Annotated in this window: 16 protein-coding genes; 8 read left to right on the forward strand and 8 right to left on the reverse strand. The window is 71.9% G+C overall.

The window, feature by feature from the left end:
- Positions 1–29 precede the first annotated feature (29 nt).
- Positions 30–1,223: an RNA-guided endonuclease InsQ/TnpB family protein gene (locus ACIBHX_RS30500; protein WP_397070760.1), complete on the forward strand. Its 1,194-nt coding sequence runs from the start codon at positions 30–32 to the stop codon at positions 1,221–1,223.
- Between the two features lie 40 nt (positions 1,224–1,263).
- On the opposite strand, the gene ACIBHX_RS30505 is transcribed toward ACIBHX_RS30500, so the two are convergent.
- A complete protein-coding gene (locus tag ACIBHX_RS30505; RefSeq protein WP_397070761.1) occupies positions 1,264–1,710 on the reverse strand; it encodes an SRPBCC domain-containing protein in 447 nt (148 codons plus the stop codon).
- Positions 1,711–1,814: 104 nt separating this feature from the next.
- Between ACIBHX_RS30505 and ACIBHX_RS30510 the strand changes: the two genes are divergently transcribed.
- Entirely contained in the window at positions 1,815–2,315 is a 501-nt protein-coding gene (locus tag ACIBHX_RS30510) for an HIT family protein (protein ID WP_397070762.1), read from the forward strand.
- Entirely contained in the window at positions 2,308–2,700 is a 393-nt protein-coding gene (locus ACIBHX_RS30515) for a hypothetical protein (protein ID WP_397070763.1), read from the forward strand. Before ACIBHX_RS30510 ends, ACIBHX_RS30515 begins: the two co-directional genes overlap by 8 nt.
- On the opposite strand, the gene ACIBHX_RS30520 is transcribed toward ACIBHX_RS30515, so the two are convergent.
- On the reverse strand, positions 2,693–5,215 hold the full coding sequence (locus ACIBHX_RS30520; protein ID WP_397070764.1) for a LuxR C-terminal-related transcriptional regulator: 2,523 nt from the start codon (positions 5,213–5,215) through the stop codon (positions 2,693–2,695). The two genes, ACIBHX_RS30515 and ACIBHX_RS30520, sit on opposite strands and share 8 nt — an antisense overlap.
- Before the next feature lie 65 nt (positions 5,216–5,280).
- Here ACIBHX_RS30520 and ACIBHX_RS30525 point away from each other — a divergent pair, with 65 nt between their 5' ends.
- Positions 5,281–6,318, forward strand: coding sequence for a hypothetical protein (locus tag ACIBHX_RS30525; RefSeq protein ID WP_397070765.1), 1,038 nt, complete (start codon positions 5,281–5,283; stop codon positions 6,316–6,318).
- Here ACIBHX_RS30525 and ACIBHX_RS30530 read toward each other — a convergent pair.
- From ACIBHX_RS30530 to ACIBHX_RS30555, 6 genes are read right to left on the reverse strand one after another with little or no spacing between them, the layout of a single operon-like run.
- Positions 6,315–7,190, reverse strand: a complete 876-nt coding sequence (locus ACIBHX_RS30530) for an ABC transporter ATP-binding protein (RefSeq protein ID WP_397070766.1) — start codon at positions 7,188–7,190, stop codon at positions 6,315–6,317. The genes ACIBHX_RS30525 and ACIBHX_RS30530 overlap by 4 nt on opposite strands.
- A gap of 1 nt (position 7,191) precedes the next feature.
- Positions 7,192–7,974 (reverse strand): hypothetical protein, encoded by a 783-nt coding sequence (locus tag ACIBHX_RS30535; protein WP_397070767.1) that lies wholly within the window; start codon positions 7,972–7,974, stop codon positions 7,192–7,194.
- Positions 7,971–8,612 carry a hypothetical protein gene (locus ACIBHX_RS30540; RefSeq protein WP_397070768.1) on the reverse strand — a complete coding sequence of 214 codons (642 nt, stop codon included), beginning with the start codon at positions 8,610–8,612 and terminating at the stop codon, positions 7,971–7,973. Before ACIBHX_RS30540 ends, ACIBHX_RS30535 begins: the two co-directional genes overlap by 4 nt.
- Positions 8,609–9,316 carry a hypothetical protein gene (locus tag ACIBHX_RS30545; protein WP_397070769.1) on the reverse strand — a complete coding sequence of 236 codons (708 nt, stop codon included), beginning with the start codon at positions 9,314–9,316 and terminating at the stop codon, positions 8,609–8,611. Before ACIBHX_RS30545 ends, ACIBHX_RS30540 begins: the two co-directional genes overlap by 4 nt.
- Positions 9,294–9,887 carry an RNA polymerase sigma factor gene (locus ACIBHX_RS30550; protein ID WP_397070993.1) on the reverse strand — a complete coding sequence of 198 codons (594 nt, stop codon included), beginning with the start codon at positions 9,885–9,887 and terminating at the stop codon, positions 9,294–9,296. The genes ACIBHX_RS30545 and ACIBHX_RS30550 overlap by 23 nt, the downstream gene beginning before the upstream one ends.
- Positions 9,842–10,213 carry a hypothetical protein gene (locus ACIBHX_RS30555; RefSeq protein WP_397070770.1) on the reverse strand — a complete coding sequence of 124 codons (372 nt, stop codon included), beginning with the start codon at positions 10,211–10,213 and terminating at the stop codon, positions 9,842–9,844. Before ACIBHX_RS30555 ends, ACIBHX_RS30550 begins: the two co-directional genes overlap by 46 nt.
- 164 nt (positions 10,214–10,377) lie before the next feature.
- Between ACIBHX_RS30555 and ACIBHX_RS30560 the strand changes: the two genes are divergently transcribed.
- The 4 genes from ACIBHX_RS30560 (at position 10,378) to ACIBHX_RS30575 (ending at position 16,106) form a co-directional block, all read left to right on the forward strand.
- Positions 10,378–11,748 carry a pyridoxal phosphate-dependent decarboxylase family protein gene (locus ACIBHX_RS30560; RefSeq protein WP_397070771.1) on the forward strand — a complete coding sequence of 457 codons (1,371 nt, stop codon included), beginning with the start codon at positions 10,378–10,380 and terminating at the stop codon, positions 11,746–11,748.
- Between the two features lie 91 nt (positions 11,749–11,839).
- On the forward strand, positions 11,840–13,336 hold the full coding sequence (locus ACIBHX_RS30565) for a serine hydrolase domain-containing protein (RefSeq protein ID WP_397070772.1): 1,497 nt from the start codon (positions 11,840–11,842) through the stop codon (positions 13,334–13,336).
- Between the two features lie 359 nt (positions 13,337–13,695).
- On the forward strand, positions 13,696–14,460 hold the full coding sequence (locus ACIBHX_RS30570; protein WP_397070773.1) for an ABC transporter permease: 765 nt from the start codon (positions 13,696–13,698) through the stop codon (positions 14,458–14,460).
- The gene (locus ACIBHX_RS30575) at positions 14,457–16,106 is read left to right on the forward strand and encodes an oligopeptide/dipeptide ABC transporter ATP-binding protein (RefSeq protein WP_397070774.1); all 1,650 of its coding nucleotides are present in this window, start codon (positions 14,457–14,459) and stop codon (positions 16,104–16,106) included. Before ACIBHX_RS30570 ends, ACIBHX_RS30575 begins: the two co-directional genes overlap by 4 nt.
- Positions 16,107–16,110 lie beyond the last annotated feature (4 nt).

A 16,110-nucleotide genomic window follows, 5' to 3' on the forward strand; every position in this document is an offset into this window, starting at 1 on the left:
TGTCGGTGTTGATCGGTAGGTTGCTGGGCGTGTCCCGCTACCGTCTCCAACCCGCGTCTGTTCAAGAGGCGGTGCTGTTGGAGCATTGCGGGCACGCCCGATACGTGTGGAACCTGGCCGTCGAGCAGCACCAGCATTGGAAGCCAGGCCGCAAGAGCGCGCCGGGGTTCGCCGAGCAATGCCGCCAGCTGACCCAGGCGCGGGCAGAGTTCGCCTGGCTGCGAGCAGGGTCGATCGTCGTGCAGCAGCAGGCGTTGAAGGACTTCGCCCAAGCCATGGCCAACTTCTTCGGCGGCACCCATCGACGCCCGACCTGGCGCAGGCGCGGCCAAGGCGAAGGGTTCCGCATCGTCGCGGTCAAGGCGGGCGACGTGCGCCGCCTGTCCCGCCACGTGGGCGAGGTGAAGATCCCGAAGGTGGGATGGGTGCGCTTCCGCTGGTCCCGCGCCGTACCTGAGGGTGTGAAGTCCTTCCGGGTCACCCGCGACCGTGCGGGCCGCTGGCATGTGGCCTTCGCCGCGATCCCGGAGATGATCCCCGGACCCGGCAATGGCCAGGCGGTGGGCGTGGACCGGGGCGTGGCCGTGTCGGCGGCGCTGTCCACCGGCGAGAGGCTGAAGGCGCCGGGTCTTCGCGGGAGCGACAAGCGCCGCCTGTTGCGGTTGTTGCGCAGGCTGGCCCGGGCCGGACGCGGCTCCAATCGGCGCGCCACGGCCAAGGCCGCGATCGCGAAGCTGATGGCGCGTGAGGTGGATCGGCGCAGGGACTGGGTGGAGAAGACTTCCACCGACCTGGCCCGCCGTTTCGACGTGATCGCGGTCGAAGACCTGAAGATCGGCAACATGACCCGGTCCGCGAAGGGTACCAACGAGCGGCCGGGGAGCAATGTGAGTGCCAAGGCCGGACTCAACCGCGGCATCCTCGCCGCGGCGTGGGGACAGCTCGTCCAGCGGTTGGAGGACAAAGCCCCAGGCCGGGTCGTCAAGGTCAGCCCCGCGTACACGAGCCAGCGTTGCTCGGCGTGCGGGATCGTGGATGCGAAGGCGCGCGAGAGCCAAGCCGTCTTCGCCTGCCGGTCCTGCGGATACGCCTGCAACGCCGACGTGAACGCGGCCCGCAACATCGAACACGCGGCAGGGCATGCCGTGTCTGCGCGGGAAGGGCCACGGGTTGCCGGGCCGGTGCACCGCGAACCTCAACGCGACCTCCTCCTCGTGGGGTAGTCGTTGTTGGAATCCCCCGCCTTCAGGCGGGCGGAGGATGTCAAGCGGATGACTGTACGGCGCGCGTCCTGAGCGCGTCGAGCACCTCCGGCCAGCCGCCGGAGTTGTCCTTGTGCGCCTGGCTCCGCATTTCCTCGGACCCGGCGAGGGCGGCGAACCCGCTCTCGACGACGCGCAGCCGCGTCCTGTCGCCCTCCTGGGTCAGCGTGAACTCCACCAGGGTGGTGTTGTCCTCCCGCAGGTCCTGGCCAGGGAAGGCGCTGGCCCAGCGGTAGGACAGGTACGTCGGCGGCTCGACCTTCTCCACGCGCACCGGGAAGTCGCCGTACTGGGGGTTCTTGGCCAGCATCGTCTCGCCTTCCCTGGCGACGGTGCCGCGTACGCTCTCCTCGTCGGCCACCCAGAACCCGGGCTCGGCCACCAGCGACCACACCCGCTCCAGCGGAGCCTCGATCAGGGTTTCGCGCTCGATCCGATCCTCGCTCATAAGGAATCTCCTTCACTGTCTCGTTCTGAAGCAACCCCAGAGTTGCACATCAACCTCCCAACGCGCAACCCAAGAGTTGCGCATGGCCGCGTAGCATGACCGAGATGACCGGAGCGATCCAGCGTGTGCCATTCGACGTGGCGGCCTACACCCGCCGTACCCGCACAGGACCGTGCTTCATCTGCGCGATCGTCAACGGAGAGCCCAGCCAACCGGAAGAGATCGTCTACGAGGACGACGACCACATCGCCTTCCTGGCCCGCTTCGCGGCCCTACCCGGCTACGTCCTCGCAGCCCCGAAAGCGCACATCGAGCACGTCGTCCGAGACCTCGACGAGGACGCCTTCGCCGCGATCATGAAGGTGGTCCGCCGAGTCGCCCTCGCCTTGGAGGCGAGCGTGCCCTGCGAGCGGACATACCTGCTGTCCCTGGGCAGCCAGCAGGGGAACGCCCACCTGCACTGGCACATCGCCGCCCTGCCACCCGGTGTCCCCTACGAGCAGCAGCAGTATCACGCCCTCATGGCGGAGAACGGGGTGGTCGAGCACACCCCAGAAGAGGCTGCCGCTCTGGCGGCCGGGATAAGGCGTGCGCTGGATGGCTGAGGCGGTGTATGTACGGTTCCAGAGTTCCGTCCCGGACAAGCGGGGGAACTATCCGGGTGTTTTCAGCCTGGTCAACAAGCTCGCTTTCAAGCTGATGCTGTCACCCGCCGAGGAGCGCTTCAGGCTGGAGAACAACGCCTGGTACGACGCCAACTTCGCCGATCCGGCCATGGTGGATCCCGCCGTCTACAATCGCGACCTCAATCCCGGAGCGGCGGCCTGGTTCAAGCCGTCGGCCCGCCATCTCATCGACCGCGTGACCGGATACCTCGAGATCCTCGACGCCCACCACATCTCCTGCGTGCGCTTGGAGTCACGGGACCCTGGCAGGGTGATCTACGAGGACCCCGACCAGGTGGTCGTCGTCCCCTACGAGGTCAGCTGAGGGATTCGAGGATCTCGGCGAGGGCTTTGCGGTCGGGGGTGCCGGTTTTCTCGTAGACGGCGTAGAGGGTGTTGGCGACCGTACGGACTGAAAGGACGAGGCGGGCCGCTATTTCGCGGTTGGTGAGGCCCTGGGCCGCGAGGGTGGCGACTTCCCGTTGGCGTGGGGTGAGGCCCGGCAGGGAGAGGCCGACCAGGGCGGGGGTGCGAGGACCCTGGCAGCGCTGGCTGAGGGCCCAGGCGCGGGTTTCGGCGCCGGTGGCTTTGCGTGGTTCGCCGGCTTCCAGGTAGCGGGCGGCGGCCTGGGCGGCCGCTTCCGCGGCGTAGAGGACGAAGCCGAGATCGGCGAACGACGCCGAGACGGCCAGCAGGTCGGAGGCCGTGCGGGCGGCGGCGTGACGGGCGAACAGCGGGGCCAGGACGCCGTCCACCCGCAGGGCGGCGAGACGGTCCGCGACCAGATCGGGGCGGCCGAGCCTGACGACGTCGTGGAGCGCGAAGAGCGAGAACATCTTGTACGGCGTGCGGCTGATCTCCAGCGCGCGCTCGATCGCGCCCTGCTGGTCGCCGCGCGCCGCCATGGTCCACACCCGGGCCTGCTCCAGCGGCAGGTCGGTTAACGGCCCGGTGGCCAGGGCCAGGTCCGCGGCGCGCGCGAGGACCGCCTCGGCGGCGTCGGCGTCGCCTAGCAGGGCGTGGGTATGGGCGATCTCGCCCAGGCACGGGCCCGCGTAGATGGTCGGTACGGCGGGCAGTCGGACCAGGGCCTCGTCGCCCGCCTTCAACGCGTCGGAAAGCCGGCCGCGCAGCCGCAGCAGGTGCGCCCGCCGTACGCCGGCCTGCAGCATGACCCGGTTCCACGAGCCGACGTACTCGTCCCCGCTGGAGAGCATCGCGGTGAGACGGTCGGCCTCGTCCAGGTCCCCGGACATCGCGGCTGCCAGCGCCCCGTTGTCGATGATGAGGCCGGTGATGCTCGGCTTGGCCTGCGGCTCCTCGTCCAGCATCGCCATGATCTCCGCGACGCACTCCAGCGCCCGGTCGGTCTCGCCGGTGGCCACGCGCAACGGGCCCTCCATCGTGAGCACCGACCCCAGGGCCGCGGTGCTGAGCGTCCGCGTCTCCTGACGGGCCGCGCCGACCTCCGCGACGGCCACATCAAGATCGCCGACGTAGTAGTGGAGCGAGCCCACGAAGCTGCGCAGGATCTGGCGTTCGTCGGGGTCGGACGTCTGCCGCATGGCCTCGTCGAGCAGCGAGACGTCGTGGCGGCCCAGCCCCCACAGGCGGTTGAGCGTCCCCATCGCCGCGCATTCCATCCGGTGCACCGGGTCCAGCGTCGCGGTCCAGGCGCGGGTGAAGAACTCCTCGGCTTCGGCGTAGCGGTCCTGGAGGAACAGGATGCTGGCCAGCGCCAGCCACGCGTCCCCGGAATCCCCGATCGCCCTGGCCAGTCGTTCCGCCAGCGGCAGGTCGCGCACCGCGCGGGCGTAGCTACACGCCTGCAGGAGCAGCGACGCATCCGCGGGGTCGCCGGCGTCGAGCCGCCACACGGCCACGCGCAGCACGTCGTCGCGCCGCCGGAGCCCGGAGGAGGACACGGCGTCGGCCAGCGTGTGCAGGATCGTCCTGGTCCGCAGGGTTCCGCTCGAGGCGCGGATGACCTCGCCATAGAGCGGGTGCGCCAGCCGTACCTGCAGCCTTCGCCCCTCTGCCTGTACGGTCACCAGTTGCCGGTCCTCGAGCCCCTCCACCGCGGCGGCCGAGCTCAGCGAGGCCAGCAGGTCGGCGCCGAGCGGCTCGCCATGAGCCAGGAGCTCCAGCGCGGAACGTTCCTCGGTGGCCAGGTCGCCGATCCGGGCGGCGATCGTCTCGCGCATGGTCGTGCTCATCAGGAGCGGACCGTGCCAGAGCCACAGCCCGCCGACGTCCCGGAGAACTCCGGAAAGCACGAGTTCGCGAAGGTAGAGGGGGTTGCCCTGGCTGGTGCGCCAGAGCCGGGTGAGCGACGCGGATTCGATCCTGCCCCCGAGGGCCCTGGCCAGGACCTCGGCCGTTTCGTCCAGGCTCAGGGCGTCCAGGGGGAGGCACGGGAGCAGGTCGTCCTTCCAGAGCGCCACGATGGCGTCGGGCGGCCGCTCGCCGCCGCGGACCGTGACGAACAGCCGGACCGAACGCTGCGCGGCGAGGAAGTGCACGAGCGCGGCCGAGGCGGGGTCGAGCGCGTGCGCGTCGTCCACCACGAGCACGTCGGCGGAGATGGAGTCGGAAGCCCATTTCAGCAGGTTGGCGGACGGCGGCGCGGCGGGAAGCAGGTGCGCGAACGCGCCCAGCGGCAGCTCGGCCGCCGCCGTCGTGGCCCTGACCCAGGCGACGTCCTGGTGATCGCGGACGGCCTCGGCGACGAGCCGGCTCTTGCCCGCGCCGGCGGGCCCGAGCACCACGACCCCCGTGCGGGAAGACCTGAGATCCGCGAGCTGCTCGGCACGTCCGGCGAAGGGCCAGGTCCTCGACATGCGGCGAGGATATTTGAGTAATCGATGCTCATGCGAGGGAGATTTGCTGCCAGCATGCTCATGCCATGCATGACGATCTCACCGACCTGGTCAGGGAGGCTCTCGGCGACCCCGCAGCCGAGATCGCCGAGCAGCGCGTGGAACCGGTCGAGACCACCATGAACGCGCTGTCGACCGTCGGCCTGCACCGCGTCCGCGGAACGACGACCACCGGGGCGAGCTGGTCGTTCTTCGTGAAGTCCGTCCAGTCGCTGCGCGTGTGGGACGGACTCAGCCAGTTCCCCGAGGCGATGCGCCCGGCGATGGGCGAGCTGTTCCCCTGGCGCGCCGACGTCGACGCCTACCTCGCCGACGAGCCGCTGCCGGACGGCCTGCGCATGCCGCGACTGTGCCGGCTGGACGTGCTGGACGACGACCGGCTGGTCATGTGGCTCGAGGACGTCCAGCAGGCGCCGGGCGAATGGGACCTGGACCGCTACCATCGCGCGGCGCGCCTGCTGGGCGAGCTGGCCGCGATGCGTCCGACGAGCGGCCCCAACGCGTCGTTGCGCACGTTCGCCACGAACATCCCTCCCCAGGTGATGATCCCGGCGGTCCTGGACGACGCGGTCTGGCGGCATCCGCTCGTCGCTCCGCACGCGGACGAACGGCTTAGGGAGGACATCGCCTTCTTCGCCACCCAGATCGGCACGATCCTGGACGCGCTCGAACGGCTGCCGCACACGGGTGTCCACGGCGACGCGAGCCCCCACAACCTGCTCGTGCCCGCCGACGGCTCGGCGGAGTTCGTCGCGGTGGACTGGAGCTGGAACTCCCCCGGCGCCGTCGGGTTCGACCTCGGCCAGCTGCTCATCGGGCGGGCGCACGACGGCCTGCTCCCGGTCGAGGATCTGCCCACCGTCCACGAGGCCATCACCGACGGCTACGGCAGCGTGCTGAAGCATGACGGCTACCTCGGCGCGCTGGTCCTCCGCAGCCTGTGGACGGCCATCCCCGTCGAGCGCCTGACCGACGACCCGGACGACGACCTACGCGCCTTCTTCGCCCACCGCGTCGCCCTGGCCCGCTACCTCACGACCCAAGCCCGCGCCCTCGACCTCTAGCCCACAGGGCTGGATGCGGCCATGAGGGCGAGGTAGCCGTCTTCCAGGGTGGGGTGTTCGGGGCGTGCCGTCGGGTGCGGAGGGGCCGGGGCGATGACGCGGTAGGACATGCCCGTGCCCTCTGGCAGGGCGGATACGACTCGGGCGGCGGGAGGTGGGGGGCCGTCGGTGACCACGGTCCAGACCTGGCCGTCGGCCTGGCCGACGAGGGCGGTCACCGTACCCTGGAATGCCGGTCTGCCCGCGGACAGGACCGCGAGCGAGCGGCAGGTCTGCGCCACGTCCTCGACGATGTGCGTGCTGAGCAGGACCGTGCGATCCCCCGCCAGGTGCGACAGCAGCGTGCGGAATCGGATGCGCTCCTCCGGGTCGAGCCCCGTCGTCGGCTCGTCCACGATCAGCAACCGGGGGTCGGCGAGCAGCGCCTGGGCGATGCCGACCCTGCGCAGCATGCCGCCGGAGAACCCCTTGAGCCAGCGGTCGGCGACGTCCGGCAGCCCGACGACCTCCAGCAGCTCGGAGATCCTGCGGCGCCGCGCCGACGTGGCGTTCAGCCCCTTGAGCAGCGCGATGTAGTCGAGGAAGCGCCGGGCGGTCAGGTCCGGGTAGACGCCCAGGTCCTGCGGCAGGTACCCGAGCGTCCGTTGTACGGCGAGCTTGCCCTCGGCCGTGGCCAGGTCGTGCCCGCCGACGAGTACCCGGCCCGAGGTGGGTGTGAGCAGCCCGGCGAGGATGCGCATGAGCGTGGTCTTGCCGGCGCCGTTCGAGCCGAGCAGGCCGTACATCCCGGTCTCCACGCGGAGGTCGAGGCCGTCCAGGGCGCGGGCGCCGCCCTTGTAGGTCTTGGTCAGGCCGGAGATTTCGATCCGCATGTCAGGACTCGCTTCGTGATGCGTGCAAGCGAACGAGGAAGAGGATGGCCACCGCCAGCGCGATCATCAGGGCGATCCACAGCAGGGCGGTGGCCTGGGTGGCCGCAGGGCGCAGGACGTCGAAGGCGCCGGGCAGGGTCACGCCGTAGGGCGGCAACGGAGCCAGCAGGCCGTCCCTGGCGTACTCGCCGGTCGCGGAGAAGATCGTGTGGGACAGGGTGGGCATCATGTCGGCCGGGATGAGGTTGCCCCAGAACCAGTACGCCACGAACAGCACGCGGAAGAGCATCGGCGGGATCAGCAGCGTCCCTGCGTAGACCAGCGCGCCGACGAAGACCAGCCCTGGCAGCACCGCGGCGAGGAAGATCACCACCGCCCACCCGAGAGCCGCGGGCTCGCCCTTGGCGACCGCGTAGATCAGCGTCCTGCCGAAGTACCCGACGGCGATCGGCATGGCTGTCGCCGCACACGTCCCCAGATACCGGCCCACCAGGCGCGCGGTGGCGCCGGACGGCGTGGCCGCGAGGACCGGGTCGACGCGCAGCACGCGGGCGCGTTGCGGCCGGTCGGCCAGCAGACAGCCGTAGACGATGGGCATCAGGGCCATGAGGATGTTCGCGGCCACGGCCATGGCATGGCGCGGCTCCGCCGGTCTCGGCTCGCCGAGATCCAGCGTCCAGTACGCCAACATCGCGACGGTGACCGCGAAGGCCAAGCCGTAGACGATCCACATCGACGGCCTGCGGATCTGCATGACGAACTCGTAGCGCAGGGTCGGGATCATTCTGGTTCACCTCCGAGTACACGCTCGGAGTCCCCGAGCCGGATCCAGGCCACCGCACACAGCAGTACGGCGGTGCCGAGCAGGATCGCCCGGTTGGCGGGCCACCAGGCCAGGTCGGCTTCCGGGAACGGGCCCGCGAACAGCCTGAGCTCCCCCGCCAGCGACCTGCCGCCGAGCAATTCGCCCGCCCACACGAAGCCGACCAGGGACGTCGCCGCCACGGTGCCACGCAGCACGACGGCGCAGCAGAAGCCGAACGCCGCCAGCCACAGCGCCGGAGCCAGCCACACCAGGTGCCCGGCGGGCCCGCCGTAGGCGAAGGTCCACCGTCCGGTGAGCATCAGGGCAGCTGTGACAGCCGCCGAGCACGCCCCCGCGCAGCCGACCACCACTGCCAGGCGTCGCAGCATGGCGAGGCGGTAGGCCCGCGGGATGGCCAGGCGTACCTCGGCGGCCGGGTCCCGGCCCGGCACCATGGCGGCCGCCACCCCGGCCAGCAGCGGAAACCCTGCCTCCAGGACGGCCATCGGAAAGGGTCCTATCCCCAGCAGCAGGGGCGCGGCCAGCACCGGAGGTCCGAGCAACGCACCCAGGCCTGCCCGCCGCGCCTCGTGCCACCACAGCGCGATCGGCCTCACGACCGCGACCTCCGCAGCGGCTCGCCGCGCCCGGCCAGCAGGATCGCCGCAGTCCCGAGCACCAGCGCCGCCCCCAGCGGCCACGCCAGACCGACGGCCGGCTGGGGGATGCGCACCCCGATGTACGGCAGGGCGATCAAGATCCAGGCGCCCATTGTCACCCCGATCGCGGCCGCCGGATTCCAGCACACTGCCAGCAGCAGGCTGAGCGCGGCCAGCAACGTCATGGGCCCGAGCCACGAGGCGATCAGCGCGGCCGGGCCGTACGAGGTCCTCCCGAGCAGCCAGAGCAGGCCGGAGACGGCCGACGCGATCGCCAGGTCGTAGCCGTACACCAGCGTCACTCTGGCGAGCAGCACCACCCGTGGTGAGGTCGGCGTCGCGGCGACCAGCTCGAACGCGCGGTCCTGCTCCGGTCCGTAGAGCCCGGCGACGCCGAGCCCGGCGACCAGCGGGGCCGCGAGGCCGAGCAGCACCTCGGGCAGCATGCCGCTCATCAGCGACAGCCCGGCGCACACCGCCATGACCAGCAGCGAGGCCGCCCACACCGCGGAGTGCACGAGCCGCGCCTCCATGCACAGCAGCAGCCAGGCCCGCCGCGCCGGAGACACGGCGTGGGCGCGCAGGTCGCCGAGCCCGCCCTCCAGCGCGGAGGCGGCCAGCGCGGCGGCGACGATCCGCTCAGCGGGGGGTGGTGTGTTCACCGAGACACTCCCTCAGTTTCGCGCGGGCGTGATGCACGCGGCTCTTCACCGTGCCCAGCGGTATGTCCAGCACCTCGGCGATCTCCGGATAACCCAGATCGCAGAGGAAATGCAGCACGACCACCTCCCTGTGCGCCAGGGGCAGCATCGCGAGCGCCCCCTGCAGCCAGTCGTCCTCCAGGGCCCTCTCCTCGGGTCCCGGTACGGGCTCGGCCAGGTCGCGTGGCTCCGCGGCCACCGGTGGCGGCTCGCCGCGCAGGCGGTTGTAGGCCTGCCGGCGGGCCACGCCGAACAACCAGGTGCTGACGCTCGACCACCCCTGGTACGCCCCGGCCGACCGCCAGACCGCGAACAGCGTGTCCTGCAGGATCTCCTCGGCCGTGCCCTCGTCCCTGGCCAGCCTGCAGAGGAAGGCGTACAGCCGGTCGCCGAAGCGCTCGTAGAGCGCGGTGAGCGCGGCGGTGTCGCCCTGCGAGATCCTGGCCAGGAGGTCGCGATCGTTGCCGTCCGTGACACCCTCCGGCGTCAGACGTGGGTGACCAGGAGGACCACGCCCGCCTCGCCGTCGCAGTCGACGAAGACGGGGCCGACCCCGTTACCCACCCGCTTGGCGATCCGCGCCTTGGCGGTGAAGCCCTTGGGGTTGTCGTCGAGGATGCGGACGTCCTCGAGCACCGGCTTGCCGTAGCCGCTGAGCACCTGCTTGAGCCGTTTGCCGCCGCCGCAGTCGCCGGTGATCGTGATCTCCTGCCCGGACCTGGTCGTGGGGTTCGGGCTGACCTGAACCACCGCCCTGGCGCCCTGCGGCGGCTCCACCTTGTCCGCTGCCAGCGCGCTCGCGCCACTCAAGCCGAACGTCGCCATCAGCGCGACCCCGGCCAAGATTTTTCCCATCATGTCCCGTGAGTAGCGGCGAGCCCGCCTTCAGGTTCACCCCTGTGACGCGGATCACACACGACCTCCCCAAGCAACTCAAGCTGGGCATGCCGTACAAGAGGTGACCGCCGGGGTTGTCCGGCAGGCCAGAGTGCGGGGCTCGTGGTGGGGGCATGGTGGGGCTCATGAGGTTGAACGTGCTGATCGACGAGGTGCTGCGGGCGATGGCCGAGTCCGCGGCGAAGCGAGGCGGGCCGGTGCCGGCGGTGACCCCTGACGAGCTGGCCGCGCGGGTCAGGGCCGTGCTCGGCGAGGCCGGCGGGGCGCTGCCGGACCGCGGCACGGGCCCGCAGGAGGCGGTGTCCGCCATCACGAACCTGCTGGTGTACGGCGGGGCCGACCCGGCGGACCCGGCGTGCGCCGCCCACCTGCACTGCCCGCCGCTCCCTGAGGCGGTAGCCGCCGACCTGGTCGTCTCCGCACTCAACCCGTCGCTGGACTCCTGGGACCAGGCGCCCGCCGCGGTGACCCTGGAACGCGAGCTGGTCACGGCCCTGGCCGAGCTGCCCGGGTTCGATCCTGGGCGCGCCTCGGGCACGGTGACGACCGGCGGCAGCGAGTCCAACCTGATGGGCCTGATGCTGGCCCGCGACCGCCTTCCCGCCAGGACTCCCGGGCGGCGGCTGGTGTTCTGCTCGCAGGGCGCGCACTTCTCGATACGGCGGGCCGCGGCGCTGCTCGGCCTGGACGCCGTCGAGCCGATCGCCACCGACTCCGGGCACCGGATGGATCCGGCGGGCCTGGCGGCTGCCCTGGCCGACTGCGAACGAGCGGGTGACGTGCCGGTCGCGGTGGTGGCGACGGCGGGCACCACCGACACCGGCGCCGTCGATCCGCTGGCGGAGATCGCGGACGTGGCCTCCGCGCACAGCGTCTGGCTGCACGTGGACGCGGCGCACGGCGGCGGCGCGCTGCTGTCGGATCGGCTGGCGCCGCTGCTGCGCGGCATCGAGCGGGCCGACTCGGTCGGGATCGACCTGCACAAGTTCGGCTGGGTCCCGGCGGCGGCCGGGGTGTTCCTGGTGCGGGAGGCCGGGGCGATGGACGGGCTGGAGACCCGTGCCGCCTACCTCAACCCGGCCGACGACGTGGCCGAGGGATACGACGGGCTGCTCGGCCTGTCGCTGCGCACGACCAGGCGGCCGGACTGCGCCAAGATCCTGGTGGTGCTGCGCTCGCTGGGCAGGCGCGGGCTCGGCGAGCTGGTGGAGCGCTGTCATGACCTGGCTCTGCTGGCCGCCGACCTGATCGTCGCCGACCCGGAGCTGGAGCTGGTGGCGCCGCCGGTGCTGTCCACGGTCGTCTTCCGCTACCGGGGCACCGACGAGGTCAACGCGTCGCTGCGCCGCCGCCTGCTCAGACAGGGACGCGCGGTGGTCGGCCGTACCGAGCTGGACGGCCGGATCTGCCTCAAGCTCACCCTGCTCAACCCGGCGTCCGACGTCGCCTCCCTGCTGTCGGCCGTGGTCATGGCGGGCCGGGAGGAGAGCCGATGACGGTGCTTGGGAGCGTAGGCCAAAGTTCGCCGGTCAGGCGTGGTCGCGCACGCCAACGGGCATCCGCGATCGGCTGACGATACTGGCGAACATGGATCTCGAACTGGTGCAACGCGAGGTGTCCTCGCTGGTCAGCCCCGGAACGCCGGGGCTCGCGGTGGCCGTCTACCAAGGTGGGGCCCCGCTGCTCACCGCCGCGGCGGGCACGGCGTGCCTGGAGTTCGGCGTGCCGATCGACGGCGACACCCGCTTCGACATCGCCAGCTCCAGCAAGCAGTTCACCGCCGCGTGCGTGCTGCTGCTGGCGCGCGACGGCAAGCTGAGCCTGGACGACGACGTGCGCACGCACGTGCCGGAGCTGAGCCTGACCGTGCCGGTGACGCTGCGGCAGTGCCTGCAGCACACCGGCGGCCTGCCCGAGTGGTACGCGCTGCAGGCGCTGACCGGGGATCCGCTGGCGGAGATGACCGAGGAGCGGCTGCTCGAGGTCATCGCGCGGCTGCGGACGACCACGTTCGCGCCCGGCACGGACTTCTCCTACTCCAACACCGGCTTCGTCCTGGCCGCCGTGGTCGTGCGCCGGGTCAGCGGGCAGTCGCTGGCCGACTTCGCCCGTGAGCGGATCTTCACACCGCTCGGGATGGACGACTCGATCTTCCGTGACGACGCCGGGGTGCCGCTGGCCAGGATGGCCTACGGCTACGACAACCACGGTCACCCGCCGCGGCGGGCCGACACGGAGGAGAGCGCCGTGGGCGACGGCGGGCTTGTCACGTCCGTGCGCGATCTGGCCCCGTGGTTCGGCTTCCTGGCCGACGGGCGGGTCCTCGGCGCCGACCTGCGCGATGTCTTGCAGGAGCGGGCGGTGCTGGCCGACGGTACGACGCTGCCGTACGCGTGCGGCATCTACCACCACGACGTGGCGGGCAGGGCGGCGGTCAGGCACGCGGGAGGCATGCACGGTTACCTGTCGGAGCTGCTCTACGTGCCGGGCGAGGACCTGGGCGTGGCCGTGCTGTCGAACCAGCGCGACCTCGACCCGGTCAGGCTGGCCGAGCGGCTGGTCCGGCTGCTGCTCGGCGAGCCGGAGACGGCGGCAGCGCATGAGCCCGCGCGCCTGCCCGTGCCGGAGCATGCGCACTGGCACGACCCCGTGAGCGACACGGTCATGACCATCGAGGAGGCCACGAACGAGCGCATCAAGGTGAAGGACGTCGCGGAGTTCCTGGCCGGCGCCGACGGGCGCTGGCACGGGATGGGCGAGAAGGACCGGGAGTGGCTGGAGTTCTCCGGCGACTCGATGGTGGCCGGCACGCTCCTGCCGGCCCGTCGCGGGGTCACGTTCCGCGCGGCGGAGGCGCCCTCGGACAAGCCGATGCCCGACGGGGAGTGGGAGAACGACGAGCTCGGCGTGCGGGCCGCGGTACGCGACGGCGTGCTGCGCATCGGCCGCACGCTCGAGCTGCCGGTCACCTCCGCCGCGGCGGGGCTGTGGCAGGCCGACCCGTTCATCCTCCGCCTGGAGGAGGGCGCGCTGCTGCTCAGCGGCGGCGGGTTCCGCAGGCTCCGGTTCACCCCCGCGGGCTGATTGGCCTGCGGGACGAGGCGGGGGCCGTCGGTTTTGGCGGCCGGGTCAGTGAACAGCCGCTGTCCGGCTTCTAGCGTCCGACTGTCCCCGCCGCTCCATTTTCCGAGGTGGTCCCATGAAATCCGCGAAGGCCGCCACCGCGGGCGCCTTGCTCGCACTCGCCACCGCCTGCTCGGGCAGCAACGCGACCCAGCCACCCGGCGACACCCTCGTCTGGGCCTCCGCCACCGCAGCCAACAGCCTCGACATCGCGCACGGCTTCAACAACGCCTCCACCCTGATCCAGGGCGCGATCCTGGACTCCCCGGTCTCGCTGGACCTCCAGGGCAAGCCGGTCCCGCGCCTGGCGACCTGGACCCATGGCCGTGGTCGCGGCCGTGGCCGGGTCCTGGCTCGCCCCCTACGATCCCGCGGCGCAGGACCTGGCACTCGGCGCGACCGGGTCGAGCGCCGCGCACTGGCTCGGGACCGACGACCTGGGCCGCGACGTGCTGTCCCGGATGCTGGTCGGGGCCTGGTCGGCGCTGTCGTGGCCGGTGCTGGTCACACTCGGCACGACCGCGCTCAGCACGACGCTCGGGCTGCTGTCGGGATACCGCCGCGGCTGGGTGGACGCGCTGATGATGCGGACGGTCGACCTGGCCATCGCGATGCCCGGCATGCTCATGCTGATCGTGATCGTCGGCGTCCTCGGCGGCGGGTACGCCTGGGCCGTCCTGGCCATGGCCGTGCTGTTCACGCCCGGCGACATCCGGGTCGTCCGCAGCCTCACCCTGGCCCAGCGCGAGCTGGCCTACGCGGAGGCGGCCCGCACGCTGGGCCTGTCGTCGCGCCGGATCATGTTCAGGCACCTGCTCCCCAACCTGGCGCCGACCGTGGTGGCCAACGCGCTGCTCAGCTTCGTGGCGGCGCTCGTGTCACTGGCCGGGCTGTCGTTCCTGGGCGTCGGCCTGCCGGCCGGGACGCCGGACTGGGGGCTCATGGTCGAGGAGAACAGGAAGCTGCTCGACCTCAACCCGTGGGCCTCGATCGCGCCCGCGGCCCTCCTCACCGTGGTGGCCTGCGCGGCGACGCTGCTCGGCGACCGCGCCTTCGAGACGATGTCGAGAGGAGAACCCCGATGAAGCTCTCGGACCTGCGCATCGCCGGGCAGCGGCTCATCGTCGACGGCGTGGACCTGGAGGTCCTGCCCGGCGAGACCGTGGGGCTGGTCGGCGAGTCCGGCAGCGGCAAGTCGCTGACCGCCCGGGCCATGTCCGGGCTGCTGCCGCGCGGCCTGCGGGCCACGGGCTCGATCACGCTCGACGGCCGGGAGCTGATCGGGGCGCGCGAGCGCGTCTGGCGGACGGTGCGCGGGCGGCGCCTGGCGCTGCTCATGCAGGACCCGTTCGCGATGCTCAACCCGCTGCTCACCGCGGGCGCGCACATCGCCGAGTCGATGCGCTCCGCCGGCTCGGTCGCCGAACGGCTGGCCGAGGTGGGCATCGACGATCCGTCGGTCGCGCGCCGCTACCCCTTCCAACTGTCGGGCGGGATGCGGCAGCGGGTGGCGCTGGCCGCGGCGCTCGCGGGAGACCCGGAGCTGCTGATCGCCGACGAGCCCACCACCGCCCTCGACGCCACCACCCAGCACGAGATCCTCCAGCTCGTCCGCCGCATCCAGCGGGCGCGAGGGATGGGCGTGCTGCTGATCACCCACGACCTGCGGGTGGCCTTCGAGCTGTGCGACCGGGTGGCCGTCATGTACGCGGGCCGCATCGTCGAGCAGGGCCCCGCCGCCGAGCTCGGCAAGGCGCCCGCGCATCCGTACACGCTGCGGCTGCTGGCGGCCGTGCCCACAGTGGAGCGGCGGCTCGACCGGCTGGCGGGCATCCCCGGCAGCGTGCCTTCAGCCGAGGAGGTACGTGAGACGTGCGCCTTCGCGGCCCGCTGCGAGCAGGCCACGCCCGAGTGCACGCACGAACGCCCGCAGCTGCGCGAGTTCCTCCCCGACCGCCTCACCGCCTGCCTGCACCCCGTCCGCTCCCGTGTCTCGGTGTCCCTGACCGCGGCGCCGCGGCCCGCCGCAGGCCCGCACGTGCTCCGCGTCACCGACCTGCGCAAGCGGTACGGTCACCACGTCGCGCTGGGTGGGGTCTCCCTCGAGGTGGGCTCCGGCGAGACGGTCGGCGTCGTCGGCGGTTCGGGATCGGGCAAGACCACCCTGGCACGGTGCATCCTCGGCCTGGCCACCCCCGACTCGGGCAGCGTCGAGCTGGCCGGGGACGGCCCGCGTCACCGGCTGGTGCAGTGCGTCTTCCAGGACCCGTCCACCTCGCTGAACCCGGCCATGACCGTGGGATCCACGCTGGCCGAGGCCGCCGCGCAGGGCGCCCCGGGCGATCGCCCCACCGTGGCCGAGCTGCTCGACCAGGTGGGGTTGCCCGCCGCGTACGCCTCCCGGCGGCCCGCCGCACTGTCGGGCGGGGAGCGGCAGCGGGTGGCCATCGCCCGGGCCCTGGCGGTGCGGCCGTCGCTGCTGATCTGCGACGAGCCGGTCGCCTCGCTCGACGTGTCCGTGCAGGCGCACGTGCTGGAGCTGCTGCGCCAGGTGGGCACGGCGATGCTGTTCATCACCCACGACCTGGCCGTGGTCAGGCAGATGGCCGACAGGCTCGTCGTGCTGTCCCGCGGCGAGGTCGTGGAGGCCGGGGACGCGACGCACGTACTGGACGCGCCGGCGCACGACTACACCCGCAGGCTGCTGGCCTCCGTACCAGCTTCACCGTGATTTT

Origin of the sequence: Nonomuraea sp. NPDC050536 (assembly GCF_044457685.1) — a bacterium.
Taxonomy (GTDB): domain Bacteria; phylum Actinomycetota; class Actinomycetes; order Streptosporangiales; family Streptosporangiaceae; genus Nonomuraea.

Bases quoted from the DNA above. Each gene is read 5' to 3' on its own strand.
- ACIBHX_RS30505 (WP_397070761.1), bottom strand. From the start codon at position 1,710: ATGAGCGAGGATCGGATCGAGCGCGAAACCCTGATCGAGGCTCCGCTG.
- ACIBHX_RS30510 (WP_397070762.1), top strand. From the start codon at position 1,815: ATGACCGGAGCGATCCAGCGTGTGCCATTCGACGTGGCGGCCTACACC.
- ACIBHX_RS30515 (WP_397070763.1), top strand. From the start codon at position 2,308: ATGGCTGAGGCGGTGTATGTACGGTTCCAGAGTTCCGTCCCGGACAAG.
- ACIBHX_RS30520 (WP_397070764.1), bottom strand. From the start codon at position 5,215: ATGTCGAGGACCTGGCCCTTCGCCGGACGTGCCGAGCAGCTCGCGGAT.
- ACIBHX_RS30525 (WP_397070765.1), top strand. From the start codon at position 5,281: ATGCATGACGATCTCACCGACCTGGTCAGGGAGGCTCTCGGCGACCCC.
- ACIBHX_RS30530 (WP_397070766.1), bottom strand. From the start codon at position 7,190: ATGCGGATCGAAATCTCCGGCCTGACCAAGACCTACAAGGGCGGCGCC.
- ACIBHX_RS30535 (WP_397070767.1), bottom strand. From the start codon at position 7,974: ATGATCCCGACCCTGCGCTACGAGTTCGTCATGCAGATCCGCAGGCCG.
- ACIBHX_RS30555 (WP_397070770.1), bottom strand. From the start codon at position 10,213: ATGATGGGAAAAATCTTGGCCGGGGTCGCGCTGATGGCGACGTTCGGC.
- ACIBHX_RS30560 (WP_397070771.1), top strand. From the start codon at position 10,378: ATGAGGTTGAACGTGCTGATCGACGAGGTGCTGCGGGCGATGGCCGAG.
- ACIBHX_RS30565 (WP_397070772.1), top strand. From the start codon at position 11,840: ATGGATCTCGAACTGGTGCAACGCGAGGTGTCCTCGCTGGTCAGCCCC.
- ACIBHX_RS30570 (WP_397070773.1), top strand. From the start codon at position 13,696: ATGGCCGTGGTCGCGGCCGTGGCCGGGTCCTGGCTCGCCCCCTACGAT.
- ACIBHX_RS30575 (WP_397070774.1), top strand. From the start codon at position 14,457: ATGAAGCTCTCGGACCTGCGCATCGCCGGGCAGCGGCTCATCGTCGAC.